Source organism: Spirulina subsalsa FACHB-351 (assembly GCF_026130165.1).
GTDB lineage: Bacteria > Cyanobacteriota > Cyanobacteriia > Cyanobacteriales > Spirulinaceae > Spirulina_A > Spirulina_A subsalsa_A.
Genome location: NZ_JAIHOM010000015.1, coordinates 1 through 16,031, shown reverse-complemented (window position 1 = coordinate 16,031; position 16,031 = coordinate 1). Strand labels below are relative to the sequence as shown.

The 16,031-nt window shown below is 47.0% G+C and carries 14 protein-coding genes, 1 other RNA gene and 2 pseudogenes; 5 read left to right on the top strand and 12 right to left on the bottom strand.

Features of this window, described 5'->3' with window-relative positions; all coding sequences use genetic code 11:
* Positions 1 to 29: 29 nt before the first annotated feature.
* On the top strand, positions 30 to 671 hold the full coding sequence (gene hisB / locus K4A83_RS04410; protein ID WP_265263210.1) for an imidazoleglycerol-phosphate dehydratase HisB: 642 nt from the start codon (positions 30 to 32) through the stop codon (positions 669 to 671).
* 70 nt (positions 672 to 741) lie between these two features.
* Here the strand turns inward: hisB and K4A83_RS04405 are convergent, their stop codons facing one another.
* Positions 742 to 1,491 carry a Uma2 family endonuclease gene (locus K4A83_RS04405; RefSeq protein WP_407809814.1) on the bottom strand — a complete coding sequence of 250 codons (750 nt, stop codon included), beginning with the start codon at positions 1,489 to 1,491 and terminating at the stop codon, positions 742 to 744.
* A gap of 165 nt (positions 1,492 to 1,656) precedes the next feature.
* Between K4A83_RS04405 and K4A83_RS04400 the strand changes: the two genes are divergently transcribed.
* The gene (locus tag K4A83_RS04400; protein WP_265263206.1) at positions 1,657 to 2,250 is read left to right on the top strand and encodes a chorismate lyase; all 594 of its coding nucleotides are present in this window, start codon (positions 1,657 to 1,659) and stop codon (positions 2,248 to 2,250) included.
* Between the two features lie 48 nt (positions 2,251 to 2,298).
* Positions 2,299 to 2,394 (top strand): annotated as a pseudogene (locus K4A83_RS23000) (RNA-guided endonuclease InsQ/TnpB family protein); the annotation flags it as partial.
* A gap of 64 nt (positions 2,395 to 2,458) precedes the next feature.
* On the opposite strand, the gene K4A83_RS04395 reads toward K4A83_RS23000, so the two are convergent.
* From K4A83_RS04395 to K4A83_RS04350, 10 genes are all read right to left on the bottom strand, one after another.
* On the bottom strand, positions 2,459 to 3,943 hold the full coding sequence (locus K4A83_RS04395) for a hypothetical protein (RefSeq protein ID WP_265263205.1): 1,485 nt from the start codon (positions 3,941 to 3,943) through the stop codon (positions 2,459 to 2,461).
* A 203-nt stretch (positions 3,944 to 4,146) separates the two neighbouring features.
* Positions 4,147 to 4,329: non-coding RNA, 6S RNA (ssrS, locus tag K4A83_RS04390), on the bottom strand.
* Between the two features lie 118 nt (positions 4,330 to 4,447).
* Complete coding sequence (locus K4A83_RS04385) at positions 4,448 to 4,987, bottom strand: peroxiredoxin family protein (protein WP_265263204.1); 540 nt, start codon at positions 4,985 to 4,987, stop codon at positions 4,448 to 4,450.
* A gap of 128 nt (positions 4,988 to 5,115) precedes the next feature.
* Positions 5,116 to 5,709: a peroxiredoxin gene (locus K4A83_RS04380; RefSeq protein WP_265263202.1), complete on the bottom strand. Its 594-nt coding sequence runs from the start codon at positions 5,707 to 5,709 to the stop codon at positions 5,116 to 5,118.
* Positions 5,710 to 5,816: 107 nt separating this feature from the next.
* A complete protein-coding gene (gene purN, locus K4A83_RS04375; RefSeq protein ID WP_265263200.1) occupies positions 5,817 to 6,458 on the bottom strand; it encodes a phosphoribosylglycinamide formyltransferase in 642 nt (213 codons plus the stop codon).
* Between the two features lie 1,265 nt (positions 6,459 to 7,723).
* Positions 7,724 to 8,359: a DedA family protein gene (locus tag K4A83_RS04370; protein ID WP_265263199.1), complete on the bottom strand. Its 636-nt coding sequence runs from the start codon at positions 8,357 to 8,359 to the stop codon at positions 7,724 to 7,726.
* Positions 8,360 to 8,423: 64 nt separating this feature from the next.
* Positions 8,424 to 9,074 (bottom strand): rhomboid family intramembrane serine protease, encoded by a 651-nt coding sequence (locus K4A83_RS04365; RefSeq protein WP_265263198.1) that lies wholly within the window; start codon positions 9,072 to 9,074, stop codon positions 8,424 to 8,426.
* A gap of 66 nt (positions 9,075 to 9,140) precedes the next feature.
* Positions 9,141 to 9,554, bottom strand: a complete 414-nt coding sequence (locus tag K4A83_RS04360; RefSeq protein ID WP_265263197.1) for a hypothetical protein — start codon at positions 9,552 to 9,554, stop codon at positions 9,141 to 9,143.
* Between the two features lie 147 nt (positions 9,555 to 9,701).
* Positions 9,702 to 11,417 (bottom strand): mechanosensitive ion channel family protein, encoded by a 1,716-nt coding sequence (locus K4A83_RS04355; RefSeq protein ID WP_265263196.1) that lies wholly within the window; start codon positions 11,415 to 11,417, stop codon positions 9,702 to 9,704.
* A gap of 87 nt (positions 11,418 to 11,504) precedes the next feature.
* The gene (locus K4A83_RS04350) at positions 11,505 to 12,713 is read right to left on the bottom strand and encodes an RNA-guided endonuclease InsQ/TnpB family protein (RefSeq protein ID WP_265263195.1); all 1,209 of its coding nucleotides are present in this window, start codon (positions 12,711 to 12,713) and stop codon (positions 11,505 to 11,507) included.
* Positions 12,714 to 13,001: 288 nt separating this feature from the next.
* Here K4A83_RS04350 and K4A83_RS04345 point away from each other — a divergent pair, with 288 nt between their 5' ends.
* Complete coding sequence (locus K4A83_RS04345) at positions 13,002 to 14,081, top strand: hypothetical protein (protein ID WP_265263194.1); 1,080 nt, start codon at positions 13,002 to 13,004, stop codon at positions 14,079 to 14,081.
* A gap of 13 nt (positions 14,082 to 14,094) precedes the next feature.
* A complete protein-coding gene (locus K4A83_RS04340; protein WP_265263193.1) occupies positions 14,095 to 15,900 on the top strand; it encodes an ABC transporter ATP-binding protein in 1,806 nt (601 codons plus the stop codon).
* A gap of 46 nt (positions 15,901 to 15,946) precedes the next feature.
* Here K4A83_RS04340 and K4A83_RS22995 read toward each other — a convergent pair.
* Positions 15,947 to 16,031, bottom strand: a pseudogene (locus tag K4A83_RS22995) (RNA-guided endonuclease TnpB family protein); the annotation flags it as partial.

The window sequence follows — 16,031 nt, the reverse complement described above, 5'->3', positions numbered from 1 at the left end:
CAATTATCAATTCTTAAGGAGAACTATTGATGCAGCTAAGTGATAAGCCCCTTGAAACCCAAGAAATGAGCCATTCTCACCCCTTCCGCACCGCTTCTGTGCGACGCACGACTGGGGAGACAGATGTAGAAGTGCGGGTCAATTTAGACGGCACAGGGGTCTGTCAGATCAAAACAGGAGTGCCGTTTTTAGATCATATGCTGCATCAGATTTCCTCCCACGGTTTAATTGACTTGGAAATTGCCGCCACGGGAGACATTGAAATTGATGATCACCATACCAACGAAGATGTGGGAATTACGTTAGGTCAGACCTTGGGGAAAGCATTAGGCGATCGCAAAGGAATCCACCGTTTTGGTCATTTCATCGCCCCCCTAGATGAAGCCCTCATTCAAGTCTCCCTCGACTTCTCCGGTCGTCCCCATCTCACTTATGGTCTGGACATCCCCACCCAGCGCGTCGGCACCTACGACACCCAATTAGTGCGAGAATTCTTCGTCGCCATCGTCAATCACAGTCAAATGACCCTGCATATTCGCCAACTCGACGGCATCAACTCCCACCATATTATTGAAGCCACCTTCAAAGCCTTTGCCCGCGCCCTCCGCATGGCCATTGAAATTGACCCTCGTCGTGCCAGTCAGATTCCCAGTTCTAAAGGCGTTCTATGAGACACTCAGGCCAGTTGAACGCTCAATTCTAAGGGGATGATTAGACCCTAACGATAGGCGTTAAATCCGCCTAAACCTCATGGGGATTAATGCCATTTTCAAGCAGCAAGCGCCGGAAACGTTCCGCCCGTTGTTCGGCAGCTTCTCTGGCTTGTCGTTCTTGTTCTTCCCGTTGTTCGGCAGCTTCTCTGGCTTGTCGTTCTCGTTCAGCCCGTTCCGCAGGAGTAGGAATCCAATCCCCTGAACCCTCATAAAAACGCAACCATAAGCGATTGACGTTTTCATAACTCCCCTGCCATAATCCCAGTCCTAACTGTAATTCTTCCAGCCACAAACGATCATCTATTACTTCCACCTCTACATAACCCGAGGATTCTAAATGAAACGCCCGAAAATGCTCTAGAGTGCGGTCATAAACCACATAGTAAGGAATCCGCAGAATTTGCTCATAAACCGCCCACTTCGTCGGAGTCCCATCAGGCTCATCCTCCACTTGTCCTAAATCCTGAGCTTGGGTACTCGGAGACAACAATTCCACCACCACAGATGGGCTAACCCCTTCTTGCCACACCACATAACTCAAGCGCAACTCCCGATTTTCGTACAAGCGCGGTATCCCCGCCACTCCAAACCAATCCGGACGCTTATATCGTCTGGTCTGGTTCTCATCGTAATAAACATTGAGATCCATCGCCGAAAAAACCTGTTCTGGGTCATAATTGCCCGGCCGAAACGTCAGACGCAGTAATTCAGCTTGTAGGGGGTGGAATTGGTCGGGCAAACCCGGTTCTCCTACTTCTTCACTGGGTAGATCGTACATCGTGGGCAGGGTTTTCTGCCTTGGGGTGAGATTAACCATAGCACAGGAGTTAGGACATTTCTCCCATCCTAGCCTCTAATCGTCAAGATTCAACCACAGGAATCGGCAAACAAGGTTATCATAAAGGCAAAACGTGAAGTTTTGTAACTAAACTGAGCAAGAATCTTGAAACCCCAAAGCAGCCTAATCCTAGAAACCACTTGGCACCCCCTCAGTCCCCTGTGGCAAGGGGGGGCGGAAGTCATTCAACAAGGACTTCCCCATAATCGACTCGCCCCCGCGTGGCAGATTTTACTCTTGGGTGATGGTTCACCTACCCGCCACCTCACCCTACTGACTCGGGAGAAAATCGAAGTCGATGTGATTGATATGTCCCTCATTGGCATGGACAATGACAACGCTCCGCTCCTAATTGAGGCGGTACCTGGCCCCCGCTTACGGCGACAAGTTTGGTTACGCACGGCCTCTGGTCAACGTTTGGCCTATGCGACCTCTTGGTGGGATGGTAGCCAAGTGGATGATTACCTCCAAAACCGCGCTCTCCCTATTTGGGATAATCTCTCACACCTCCATAGTGAGTTATATCGAGATATTCAAGGGGTTTACTTTGGGCATTCTGAACCTTTAGAAGAGGCTTTTGAGGAGAAAGGCCCATTTTGGGGTCGTCATTACCTGTTTTGGCACAGTGGACAACCCCTCACGCTGATTTATGAGGTCTTTTCCCCCTATTTACGGAAATACCTAGGGAAAAGTCACTGAAAATTCCCTGCTTTATCTGCAATGTCGGGTGAAGACCCTCGGTTTTACATTTTGAAAAGGGGACTAAGTACGGTAGGGCATACCGGAACTCACGCTTGGGGAGAGATTCCCTCTGGCTTGGTTGGATACGTCCTGCCAAGTTAAGGAAACTCGTTGAACCAAGAATCCCTCGCTTTTAGCGATGGGAGTGTCAAACCTATGGGGTTGTTTAAGATTGATTCTTTGTGCCTTGCTGCTTTGTCCTAGAAGACTCTCCTTTAGATTGAGAAAAAATACAATAGTCATCCCATTGACCATCCTCATCTGTGTTAGCAGATTGATTGTTGGAGGATCGTCGGATTAACTCATACTTAACATCTTTATCGGCATAAATCGCAAACGTAATATTGAAAATCTCAAAGAACTGTACAGCCCATTGACACTCTTCCTCGGGAAACTGCATATAGTAACGAATGAGACAAGCAATCTGATGATCTAAGTGCATTCGTGCGGAAGGACAGATCAGAATTAACTTTAATAAAACAATCACTAAGGTAAGGGGACGCCCTTGGGAAAGGAAACGGGCAAACAGTTCTGATGGTACATTTTGATCGGTTGTGGTTAAATCATCAACGAGACGATTACAAGTTCTCAAAAGGAGTGAGTCATTGAGAATTTCTTCTTCATAGTCTGGATAGATGTTATCAATATACTCACTGACTTTGTGTTGGAATGAGCCAAGTTCAGGTTTTTTTTCATTCCCTTGATAGTCAGCATAACCCGTTAAATAGTTTTTTAAGGCTTCTTTAAATTCTTGGTAGTACAATCCCTCAACTTGTTTGGTAAAAATATGCGCTAAGTTGCTGTAGCTAAATTTCCCTCGTTTAGCGACAATTTTCTTAATTAGGCGGACGGCTTCTTCTCCTAAGCCTGTGGGATTATCGGGTAGGTCTTGACGACCAACCTCAGACTGGGAAAGGGCTGTATACATTGCGAGATCAAATTTGAACTGTTGTTTCAGTTCATGGGAAAGTTGTCTAGCGGCTTCTCGCTGTTCAGGTGAGTTTTGTGTGTTTATGTATTGGGGAACCAGTAAATAAGAGGTGTAACGTTTACTCCAGTGTAAACTTTTGCTCTCAATTCTAGCTTTGCGGAGAGGACGATTTTGTTCATCAGCGTGTTTTTGTAAAAGGGATTCGTGATGATGCTTTAATTGGGGATCAACTTTGGCAATAAAGAGTTGTAAGTCTTGGTAATCTTGACCATTTTTAAACTCTTGAACCCAAGAATTGAGCCGCCGGGTAATTTTGGCAGAGGGGGAGTTGTAGCGATGAGTTAAACGGGAGGTGCGACTTTGTGCTTCTTCAAAGTTGGTAAATTCAAAGACATCAATGAGGTCTTGAATTGCCTCAAAACTACGATTGGATTCCCAATTATTAATTAAAATATAACAACAACGTTTGAAGGTATTTAAAAACTCTGATTTGTTGTCATGGGAAATTAAGGCTGTTACCGCACGAAAGACTTGAATATTGCTGGGGGAGGATTCATATTCAAAAAAGATGCGGCAAAATTCCTGTAGGGCATCGGCCGGGGGAAAATGCCGTACTAAGTCTAAGAAAAACCGAAAGATGGTTTCCTGAAGTTCTTCTGTATCTTGGGGTGACTCCAAAGCAGTTTGATGCTCCCTCGATAGGTTTACTGCCTGTTTCATAAACATATTACGGCCCATACTACTCATTCGGAAAATCCTAGGTTGAGTCCAGCTAGCTGGAACGGGCTACAGCCTCGAATGTTCTGATTCTACTCTACAAAAACACAAGAGGAACTATCTTTTACGGACGAGGAGTCGGAAATAATTGTCAATGGGTCATTAAAAATCCCTTTTACCGTTAGATAAAAGGGACTTTATGCTTTTGGCTCACCGGAACGCCGTTTTACCCCAGTTTTTGACCTGGATAAACCAGGTGGGTACCTTTGGTTCTACTTTAGGTTTCCGAGTACCTAAGCTCGGTCTACCGCCGCAAACGCATTGATTCCCGTATCATTCAAGCATAGATCAACAAACTGAATGGGCAGTCACCAACGTTTCAGCAAACGCTTCTTTTTATCTTACTCAATTTTTGATTTGGCGGCAAGGGAGGAGGATAGTGAAGTTCTCCCCCGCTAACCCTACGGGTATAACGGGCGACCCCTGCTGACTTTAGATTGGGGGAAATTATGGCTTTAGGAGGCTGAGGAGTTTCTCGATGCTGGCGTTGGGTTCTAGGAAGGAAAAGAGGTGTTTGTAGCGTAGGATGCCTTGGCTGTCGATGATGAACTGGGCGGGAAGGGGTGCGCCTAGGGCTTGACCGACTTGGTAACTGCGGAAGACGTCGCAACTGGGGTTACTGAGGAGGGGCATTTTTAGGTTGAGATCCTGAACAACTTTTTGGCTTTGTCGATTATCGGTGCTGGTAATCATGAGGATTTCGGTGCCTTGGGCGGTGAATTGTTCGTAGGTTTCGTTGAGGGCTTTGATGTGGGGATAACAGAGGGGACAGTATTGTTTTTCGGTAAAGATGCGGGTAAAGGCGAGGATGACGGTTTGTTTGTTTTTGTAGTCGGAGAGTCTTAGGGTGGTTTTGTTGCGGACATCGGGGAGCAAAAAGTCGGGGGGTTGGCGGCCGATGAGGAGGGGACTGGTGGCGGGGATGGGTAGGAAGTTGGAGAAGAAGCGGGGGTTGAGTAGACCTCGGAAGTCGGTGGATGTGAGCATAGAGTGGTTAATAGGATGGGGGCAATGGGCTGTTCATCCTTTTTATTGTAGTTGAACTGCCCCCACTGGACTCAAGTGGGGGTGGGGGTATTTTTGGGATATTTTGGGTAGATTTTCGGCTCTGGTTTTTAGATGGCGGAAAAATAGACTTTGGATTTTTTGGGGTCGGAGACGATGGTTTTGTCTCCTTCTTGCCATCCGGCTGGACATACTTCGTCTGAGTGGGTTTGGACGTATTGAATGGCTTTGAGGGTGCGGAGGGTTTCGTCTACGCTGCGACCGAAGGAGAGGTTGTTGATGGTGGAGTGTTGGATGATGCCGTCTTTGTCGAGGATGAAGAGGCCGCGCATGGCTACGCCAGCATCGGGGTCTAGGACGTTGTAGGCGGTGCTGATGTCTTTTTTGATGTCGGAGATCAGGGGATAGGTGATGTTGCCGATGCCGCCTTGATTGCGTTCGGTTTGCATCCAGGCGAGGTGGGAGAAGGCACTATCGACGGATACGCCGAGAATTTGGGTTTTCAGGGTGGTGAATTCGCTGGCGCGATCGCTAAAGGCTGTAATTTCGGTGGGACAAACGAAGGTGAAGTTAAGGGGGTAGAAGAATAGAACGACGTATTTACCCCGGTAGTCGGAGAGTTTAATGGTTTTAAATTCTTGGTCGATGACGGCTGTTGCGCTAAATTCTGGGGCGAGTTGTCCGACTCGTAAACATCCTTCCATTGCTCTGGTTCTCCTAGTAATCCACGATGGCCGATGGGGCTGAGGGGGGAAGTTTGGGGCTAAGGTTGACTCAACCGAAGACTGGTTTTAAGACTATCATAATGGCGTTATTCACTGTATTGCAAGGCGGCAAGGGCGATCGCACGGGGGAAGATGAGATGCTCTTGCACTTGAATCCGAGCGTGAAGGGTTTCGGATGTGTCGTCGGGGAGGATGGGAACGGCGGCTTGCATGAGAATGGGACCGCTATCGACTTCTTCTTTGGCGATGTGGACGGTGCAGCCTGTTACTTTCACTCCGGCGGCTAGGGCTTGTTCTACACCATCTACGCCGGGAAAACTGGGGAGTAGGCTGGGGTGAATGTTGAGGACGCGATCGCAATAGGCATCCAATAATACGGGGGTGACAATGCGCATCCACCCGGCCATAATCACCCATTCCACGTCATGCTGTTTAAAGGTATTGACAATCTCGTGATCGAGGGCTTCTCGACTGCGGAAATGGCGGTGATTGAGCAGAATGGCCGGTATACCTAAACGCTCGGCTCTTTCTCGGGCTTTGGCTTTGGGTTTGTTGTAGATCAGGACTTGGATTTGGGCGTTAAGTTGACCTTGGGCGATGGAATGGGCGATCGCCTCAAAATTACTCCCACTGCCCGAGGCCAGAACTCCCAACTTGAGGGTTTCCGGTAGTCGTAAGTCTTCCGGGATTAGGGGAGGAGAGATAAAACTCGGCGTTTGCTCCATCATAAAAAAAGCTCGGGTCTATAACGACAGGACAACTCAATGGCAAGCAGCCTATGACAAGGGCTAGCTAGACTAGGATAAGCCTTTAAGGACAATTTCAGCCCTTCTCACGGCATTTTTTTATTTTTCCAAGTGCAGAGAACCCCCGCCCAACGGTTCAACTGTTCGCTGTAAAACACTTTCATCAAAAGATGAGCGATTAATCTTTTATGTATTAACTTTAGTAAACGAAAACAAGCTCAAACTAAACAAAATGGTTTTTTTTCCCTTGTTTGATGAACTTTAGTAACAAAAACTTGTGTTTTTCTCAGAACCTCCCTACAGTAGAAATTGAAGCAATTAAAGCTTCCCTGGCAGATAAAACAGCCAAGCCCAATAGTCTAGAAAAAATCCATAGGCTATTGACGTTAAGCAAGTTACATCGAATACGCATAGACAATACGCATAGAGAGGTAAAAAGCGCTGTTTAAAATCATATCTGTCTCGTTGAACGGTAAAAGCGGTAACTCAGAAGAAAGCTTTGATTTCCCCACCTAGCAGAAGGGAGCAATGGGCTAGATTCGTAAACTTGGATTTATGAAATCTGTACCCACTCCATTCAGTCACTAAAGATGAGGAGAAAGGTTGAGCAAGTCTATGTAGTTACCGCTTTTGCTTGGAATTTTTTGGGGTTATGTCTGGGTAAAGCATCATAGTTAAGTTAGTTTTAAAATAAATTTTTAGGGTTCATCCGGTCTGATTTTTTTAGTTAACTTTAGTAACAAACCCTTGTTTTTTCCAGTTAACTCTCCTACATTAGTAATTGAAGCTAATCAAGCTTCCCTGGCAGATAAAACAGCCAAGTTCGAGTCCAAATAGCATAGAGAGGTAAAAAAGCTGTTACCCTTCATATCTGTCTCGACGAACGCAAGGGCAGCAACTGATTCAGAACGCGATAACATCCTCTAATTAGCCCGCAGAGAGTGTGAAGCCTGTACTCCTAAGTGCGGTTAGCCTCTAGCCAGTCTCAACGACACGAGGAAGTTCAACGCAAGTCTAATCCAGTTGCTGCTTTTGCTATGTTTATTTTCGATTTCTTGTCGGGCAATATCTAACCCTCTCCCCTGCTCCCCGACTCCCCGAGTTATTCAGCAAGCCCTAACAAGATGTCTAGGGCCTTTTGTAGAATCAGGAAAGCCTCATAGTGATGTGGGGAAGCCCGCGCTGTACCGTTGCAGTCAGCGTCGGGAGGGTGTAACGAATGGACAGGATTCAACTTTGGGAGTCGGTCACTCTAATGGTGAGGATTCTAAGCGATTTTTTCTTGACTCCAACAATAGGGAAATAATCACCCAGCCCACAATCCCCACTAATACTACAATGCCAAAATCAGCCACCCAGGACACCATTTGAGTGAGGGGAACTACTCGACCAATAAAAAAGGATAATGTCACCATGACGGAAGCCCAAAGGGCTGCCCCGCCGGAGTTATACAATAAAAACTGAGGATAGGGCATCTGGGCAATGCCTGCCATCGGTCCGGCGAAAATCCGCAACAGTGCCACAAAGCGTCCGAAAAAAACAGCCCGTCCGGCATTCTGACTAAACTGGGCTTTAGCTTTCTCTAATTGGTGTTCTGAGATGCGAAATAAACGACCAAGACGTTTTAAGAGAGGCCACCCGCCAAATTTGCCAATCCAGTAGCCAAAATTATCGCCTACAATTGCACCGCCCATTGCACTGGCTAATACCCACCAATAATTGAGTTCACCACTGCCCGCTAAAAAACCACCAACAAGGGTAATGGTTTCACCGGGTAGGGGAATGCCTGTATTTTCTAGGGCAATGCCACCAAATACTGCCCAATAACCGTAGTGATCTGCAATCTCTTGGATGTTTTCCAGTGATAATAATTCAAACGACATCCAGTATTCGCCTTTACAAAAATTTACTTCTATTGCTTATCTTGACGCAAATTCGCTCAAAGTGTCAATCGTTCAAGGCACGTCTGGCTTTGCCGATATATTTGGCGGCGAGAATCCCCCCAATCAAGCCAAATAAATGGCCTTGCCAAGATACTCCGGGTTGAGTGGGTAAAACCCCCCAAATTACGCCCCCGTAAAGGGAAAAAACGACAATAGAGAGCAAAATAGACATAAAGTTGCGCTCATAATAGCCTCGGAAAAGGAGAAAGCCTAAGTAACCGTAAATTAAAATACTGGCCCCGATATGGAAGGAACAGGGCATTCCGAAGACCCAAGTGCCTAAGCCACCGACGACCATAGTAAAGGCGGTAACAATCCAAAAATCGCGGGTTTCTTGTAACATGACTAACCATCCTAGGACGATAAAGGGGATGGTGTTGGCGATTAAGTGAGGGAATCCTCCGTGAATAAAGGGAGCCAATAAAACGCCCCGTAATCCGATGAGATTATGGGGAATAATGCCGAAACGAATGAGGTTACAACTGCCGATGAGTCTTGTTGCACAGCGTCCTACTGCACCCGTATTGCCGACGAGACAACTGAGGCCTGAGACGTTGATGATCTCGATAGCCCAGAAGATGATGACAAAGGTGGCTAAAATGCCGATTTGTTGTTTAACGATACTGCTAATGGAGGGTTCTTCAGGATGAGTCATGATGATGGTTAGCTCGAAAAGATAGGGTATCTTTTCCAAGATAACAATTGTTTTTTGGGTTGTTTTTTACTTTCCTGATGTGGAGGGGGTGGTGCTTTTGGCTTCGATGTCTTGGAGGGTGGTGAGGAGGAGACGTTTGGCTTGTAGGCGCCAGCCCCATTTTTGGACGCTGTAGGCGATCGCAACGCCGCCCACGGTGGCGATAAAATCAAAGGGCTGAGAGAGGGAAATCCCTAACAATAAGCCCAATCCAGCTACACCCCAAAAGGGGAGGGCGATGGTTTGCCGTTCTTTTTCTACCCAAGCTGCGCTCCCTTTTTGGGGAAGTTCTTGCTCCAGTCGAGCTTGAATCTCCCGTTGTTGGGCAAAGGGAATGGTAAGGGCAATTTTGCGCCGCAGTTTCTCGATTTTCCGGGCATCGGTGCTGTATTGGGTCAGTTCATCTTCGGCCATTGCCAGTAACTGTTCGTATTGCGCCATTGTGCTGTGTCTCTAAAAATTACAATTCTCACTTGGGTGAGTTGTAGCACGATTTGCTGAATCAGAGTGATTTCAACAGGAGCTAAGAATGTTGGAACTCCCCGGCAACCAAGGCGTGGGGAGCTTGGCTCATCAACTTGGAAAACACTAATCTGAACCGTGATGATTGTTAAATCCGGCGATCGCACTCATCCCCTCAGAACTCCCCTCACGGTTTAAAAACTCGTACTGAGACACCATTAAAGGAATCCCCGCCCGATCTAATTCCTGTTTAATCCGTCGTCGAAACTCCCGGGCCACATTCCACTGTTGCAGGGGTTCAGTGCGCATCCACACCCGAATAATCATGCCCTGAATCGTGAACTCATCCAGCCCTAAAATTAACGGATCCGAGAGAATACAGCTTTGCCAGTCTGGATCATTACGCATCCCCCAACTGGTTTGTTTCACAATCTCTAGGGCTTGGTCAACATTAGCACTATAGGCCACCGGGATTTTAATATCCGCTTGGGAATGACGACTAGAGAGATTAGAAACAATGCGGATTTCACTATTAGGAATCGTAATCAAGCGCTGTTCCGTATCTCGGAGTTGAGTAATGCGCAGGGTGATTTTTTCCACCATACCCGCCACAGATCCCACCCCAATCACATCCCCCACAGCGTACTGATCTTCAACCAAAATTAGAAACCCGTTGATAGCGTCTTTAATTAAGTTTTGGGAAGCCAAAGAAATGGCAACCCCGATCAACCCAGCCCCAGCAACCAGTGGACCAATATTTACCCCTAATTGAATCAAAATGGCGAAAATGCCGATAATACTCACCACAATGGTCGTAATCCCCTTGGTTACGCCGGAAATGGTGGAAACACGCTGATTCATCCGTTGATCTCGTCGGGGGATTAATTGAGCGCTAATGACAAAGGTTTCAATAAAGCGGTCAATGAGAATATAGGCCAAACGAATGGCAACATAGGTCAACAGGATAATCAGACTGACGAAGAAATAAATCCGCAGTTGGCTAGTCAGCCAGACCTGAACCCCACGAGTATAGGGGAAGAGGGAAAGCAACAATAGTCCAGAAACCCCCCACAGGAGAACTTGAGCGAGTCGTCCGAGAATTTTCTGCACGGCCTTCAGGTTGTCCTGTCGTTGCCGAGTGAGTTGGGTGGTGATGGGGGTATCAGCGTTAGGCTGTTGAATCGGACGTAAATGGGGCAGGCGTTGATTGAGATGATGGACGGCAAAACTGAGGGCAACTGTCAGACCCAGGATGGCGAAAGCGCGCCAGAGTTGTTGTTGTAAGGACTGGGCTTCTCGTTCTCGTCTGGCACGAGGAAGGGCATCAAGCAGGGCGCTCCGAATGGTTTCGGCATAGGATAGGGGGTCACTATATTGCTGTCTGGCATCTTGGGGCAGAATTTTAGCTAGTTCCTGGTTGTTAACCTCAATAATGATGGTTTGGGATTCGTAGGGAACGTTGAGGGAGTCTGAGGTGTCTTGTTGAGGGCGAATGGCGATTTGTAGCTGGGGGTCGTTTTGACTGAGATAGTCTTCTAAAATGAGGCGCAGGTTGTGTTGAATGGCGCGCTGACGTTGGGCGAGGGGGGTGCTACCCTCGGCAATTTGAAAGAGGGGACGACCGTCGAGGCGAATCCAAGCCAAGCGGACAGTTTCCTCGTCACTGATTTGGGTGAAAACTTCGGGAAATTGAGTCGTTAGGCGTTCTAGGGGGAGTTGGGCGATCGCACTGGGCATTCCCACCCCAGTCAACACCAAGGTGAGAGTAAAGAGCAAGAGGAAAAAGCTTCCTTTCAAGCGTCGAAGGATCACCGGGAAACGAAAACGTTGGAAAATCTGCATAATTCCTCAGACGATAACAGGTTTACCCCCCCCATACAGGGGGCTGTTAGACCTCGAAGGTCACAGGTTTTTTTGACTAAACGTGAACTACCCCACCCTGCCGTTGGCGAGGATGGGGCTTCCTGATTCAACGGGAACTGCATCTAACAAAACCGATGTTTTGCCAGGTTGTCTTACACTCCCTCCCCAGGCAGTATCGCTGGTTCCCAACGACAATATCCGCAAGGCTTCATTTCTGATATTTTGGGCCGCATTGATATCTCGATCGTGGCAAGTCCCACAATGTTGACATTGCCATTGACGCATATCTAACGGCAAACTCTCTACTCGGTTGAGGCAAAGGTGACAGGTTTTAGAGGAGGCAAAGAAACGGTCAACCTCAATATAGGTTTTTCCTTCCCACTCCGCTTTATATTTAAGCATTGTGGTGAACATTCCCCAGCCCACATCACTAATTGCCTTGGCTAGTTTGTGGTTTCTTACCATCCCTTTCACATTCAGATTCTCTACAGCAATAACTTGGTTTTCGTTGACTATCTTGCGGGATAGTTTGTGTAGAAAGTCTTCACGGCAACGGGCCGTCTTGCTATAAACCTTAGCTACTTTTTGTTTCGCTTTAGTTCTATTCTGACTCCCCTTTTGCTTCCGGGATAGTTTTTGTTGTTGGCGTTTAAGGTTACGGTGATGTTTGGCGAAATGACGGGGATTATCATACTTTGACCCATCACTGGTAATGGCGAAATGAGTCAATCCAACGTCAATGCCAACCGCTTTACCTTCGGTAGACTGACTGGGAGTTTCTTGCCCATCATCCACCAATACCGAAGCATAGTATTTGCCATCAGAATTCTGGGAGACAGTGACAGTTTTGATTGTCCCTTCAAATTCTCGATGACGATGGCAGTAGACTAGCCCAATCTTCCCCGGTAGTTTGATATAGTCTCCCTCAAACTTAACGTTGGCGGGATAACTTAAGGACTGCCGACCATGCTTTGACTTGAAACGGGGCAATTGCGCCCGCTTCTCAAAGAAGTTTTTGTAGGCAGTGGAAAGATTGAGAGCAACAACTTGCAAGGACTGGGAATAGGCATCCGTTAGCCAAGGGTATTCCTTTTTTAACCCTGGTAACAGACTCTGGATATATCTACGAGATAATCCTTTGCCTGTCTTGAGATAGGTTTCTTGGCATAGGTTGAGTGCAAAATTCCAATACCAACGACAGCATCCAAAGGCCTTGGCGAGAGAGGCTTTTTGGTCGTCGGTCGGGTAGATGCGATACTTGTATGCCTTATACATTATGGTTATTTGCTGTTGCCGATCACATTGTAGCTGCTCATCCGAGGATTCGCGATCGCTCAGTTGGTTTATTGGTTGCTATTCATCCCCTCTCCCTGCAAGCGAGGAAGGGGAATTCCGCAACATTTTGTTAAACATCTGTTACAGTATGACATAAACTAAAATTTGGCATCAGGCTTGCCGGGAAAACAGCCCACAAGCCCATCAGGGTGATTTACAAAACAATAAAATGGTCAATCAGCAATTTAAGTATCTTGTTTCGTTGGTGTAATTCTGCAAAAAATCACTATGTCTTATTGGGTTTGGTTAGCACGGATGGCTTTGTTTGGGTTATTGGGAATTGGCGGCACATGGTTTATGGTGCGTTCTGTTCCCCTCGACTCGGCTACAACTTCCCCAGCTGGGAGTGCGATCGCCATCAATCCAGAATACTTCCTCCCATCAGGCTACGACCCCAGCCAAAGCTATCAGCCCACCGCTAACATTCCAGCTTTACCGACCCTCCCCATGAGTCGTCTGGATTCTCTGCGCCCTCCAGAAGACTACGAAGCCCTAGAAACAGAAGGGGAGGAAACCCCCACCAACTCCCCCACCCCCCAAAACTCCAATCGACCCACGAGCAACACCCCACCCCCCCCCACGGCTGACCAACAAGCCGCCTATCGTCAAGGGGGAGAGGATCTCGAAAGTAACCCGAACTTTGATATCAACGACAGCGTAACCCGCCATTCCCGCCTCTTTGCTACCCCCATTTCCTTGGGGATGTTGGCCATTGGGGTGGCCGAGGGCAACTATCGCGTTTTCGCCGAACAAGGCACCCTCTATGTGGAGCAAACGCCCAACTATTTTGGCCATGTAGACCCCGGCAATCTCTCCTGGGGCCAGCGTGTCACCAATTTCGGCCCCTGTAGTGATCAAGGACGCAGTGGCGGGGATATTAGTCTAGCGGAAAAAATGTGTTTAGCCCGTTCCCTTGAACGACTACCCACCAACTTAACCGATTTAAACGCCGCCGGGATTAATCCCGATCAAGATATTGAGGCCTTACTCAATACAGCCGATTTGTATAATCAAGCCAGTCCCATTCACTCCCGTTTATTCCCCTATGCCTTGGCCATTGCCTATCGGGCCGGACTTCAGGGGACAGAAGCTATGGCCTGGGCGCGCACGGCTTCTTTTTATGTCAACGGCAATCAACAACTCGACTTACAACGGGGCCGCAATGTCGCCAGTGGACTCCTCGGCATCTGTTCCCGAGAAGGCCGGGCTGTGACGGAGTGGGAATGTGTCCATATGGATCAAATGCGACGAACAAAAGCTATTCGTCGGGTGTTGGATCTCTATGCTCAAGTCTATCAGTCTAATTAAGTGATAAATCTCTTTGCCTGCCCTAATTTTGCTTTACATTAGACGGCTCAAAAAGGCGTTAGTTTTGGTTTGGAATAGTAGCCCAAGCTGGACAATCATTAGCGCGCTATTGGTGGTTTTACAAGGGCTGTTACCTTTACTGGCTCTCTACCTCAGCAAACTGATTATTGATCAAGTCGTCCTGAGTTTACAGTCCTCTCAAGTCGGGAATTTTTACCCGGTTTTTATTTTAATTTGCCTAGCATCATTTGTTAGTTTTGTCAATAGTATTTTACTGGCTAGTAGCCATTATTTAAACGAATTACACCAGCAGAAAATTGTGGATTATGTACAGAACAAAATCCATGATAAGTCGATTACTGTGGATTTGCAATATTACGAAAATCCTCAATATTACGATATTCTCCACCTCACCCAACAAGAAGCGCCCTATCGTCCGGGCATTATTTTTACTAGCTTAATTACACTGTTGCAAAGCAATTTATCGCTGATTGGACTCTCTAGTTTATTATTGTTGGTCAACTGGCAAATCACACTGTTATTAGTAGGGGTGAGTCTTCCATTATTAATCATTCGCTTGAAGTTTGCCCAAAAACTTTATCAAAAGTGGAAGAAATGGCTACCCCAAGAGAGAATAGCGGTTTATTTTCATTCTATCCTCATTGAGGAAAACTATGCCAAAGAATTAAGGTTATTTAATTTGGGGCGATATTTTAAACAAAAATATCAAGGGATTCGCCAAGATATTTTTCAACAAAAACGCAGGATTTTACTCCAGCGTTCTCTGGCGGAAAGTATGAGTCAAAGTCTGATTACAATCTTATTATTTGTTCTGCTCACTTATTTAGTTTATCAAACCTATAATAATCAGCTAACTGTCGGGAGTTTGGTGTTATATTACCAAGCTTTTCAACGGGGTCAACAGGTTTTACAGGATGCTGTGCGTAGTTTAGGCACATTGTATGAGAATAGCTTATTTTTAGAGCAGTTTTATGATTTTTTGAACTTGCCCAATAGGGTGATCAATCCCCCTAATCCTCAAGTTTTGCCCATCCCCTTACAACGAGGGATTACGTTAGAAAATGTACAGTTTCACTATCCCCATAGTTCCCGCCCGGTTTTAGAGAATGTGAGTTTACAGATTAAACCGGGTGAAACTATTGCCTTAGTGGGGGAAAATGGGGCCGGAAAAACTACCTTAGTTAAGTTGTTGTGCCGCTTATACGATCCCAAGGGAGGGAGGATTTTATGGGATGGGGTAGATTTACGAGCGGTGAATTATTGGGATTTACGACAACAAATTAGTGTGGTATTTCAAGATTTTGGGCGATATCATTTAACGGTGCGGGAAAATATCCAACTGGGGAATTGGGATAGTCTTCCCTCTGAGGGAGAGATAGAACAGGTGGCCCAAGCGACGGGGATTGAGGAGGCGATCGCACAACTCCCCCAAAAATACGACACCATCCTAGGCACCCAATTCGCCGAAGGCAATGAGTTAAGTGTAGGGGAATGGCAAAAAATTGCGATCGCCCGTTGTTTTCTGCGTCCTGCCTCTCTCCTCATCTTAGACGAACCCACCAGCGCCCTCGATCCCCAAGCTGAAGCAGAAGTATTACAGCAATTTCATCACCTCACCCAAAACACCACCGCGCTGTTAATTAGTCATCGTCTATCCACCGTTAAACTCGCCGATCGGATTGTCGTCTTAGAAGGGGGGAGAATTAGCGAAATTGGCACCCATGACCAACTAATCGCCCACAATGGCACCTATGCCCGTCTTTTCCACACTCAAGCCCAGTTATATAACCTAGGCTGAGGAAATTGACGTTCTCCCCCGCCTGAAGGCAGGGGGATTCATCGTTCTACGAGTCTCCGTTAGCTGACAGGATTTCTCCAACCAACCAAGAGGGAATCTCTCCCGATGCGTGAATTCGGGCGCGCCCCACC

Bases quoted from the DNA above. Each gene is read 5' to 3' on its own strand.
- K4A83_RS04395 (WP_265263205.1), bottom strand. From the start codon at position 3,943: ATGAAACAGGCAGTAAACCTATCGAGGGAGCATCAAACTGCTTTGGAG.
- K4A83_RS04380 (WP_265263202.1), bottom strand. From the start codon at position 5,709: ATGGAAGGATGTTTACGAGTCGGACAACTCGCCCCAGAATTTAGCGCA.
- K4A83_RS04360 (WP_265263197.1), bottom strand. From the start codon at position 9,554: ATGGCGCAATACGAACAGTTACTGGCAATGGCCGAAGATGAACTGACC.
- K4A83_RS04355 (WP_265263196.1), bottom strand. From the start codon at position 11,417: ATGCAGATTTTCCAACGTTTTCGTTTCCCGGTGATCCTTCGACGCTTG.
- K4A83_RS04350 (WP_265263195.1), bottom strand. From the start codon at position 12,713: ATGTATAAGGCATACAAGTATCGCATCTACCCGACCGACGACCAAAAA.
- K4A83_RS04370 (WP_265263199.1), bottom strand. From the start codon at position 8,359: ATGTCGTTTGAATTATTATCACTGGAAAACATCCAAGAGATTGCAGAT.
- K4A83_RS04365 (WP_265263198.1), bottom strand. From the start codon at position 9,074: ATGACTCATCCTGAAGAACCCTCCATTAGCAGTATCGTTAAACAACAA.
- K4A83_RS04385 (WP_265263204.1), bottom strand. From the start codon at position 4,987: ATGCTCACATCCACCGACTTCCGAGGTCTACTCAACCCCCGCTTCTTC.
- purN (WP_265263200.1), bottom strand. From the start codon at position 6,458: ATGATGGAGCAAACGCCGAGTTTTATCTCTCCTCCCCTAATCCCGGAA.
- hisB (WP_265263210.1), top strand. From the start codon at position 30: ATGCAGCTAAGTGATAAGCCCCTTGAAACCCAAGAAATGAGCCATTCT.
- K4A83_RS04405 (WP_407809814.1), bottom strand. From the start codon at position 1,491: ATGTACGATCTACCCAGTGAAGAAGTAGGAGAACCGGGTTTGCCCGAC.
- K4A83_RS04345 (WP_265263194.1), top strand. From the start codon at position 13,002: ATGTCTTATTGGGTTTGGTTAGCACGGATGGCTTTGTTTGGGTTATTG.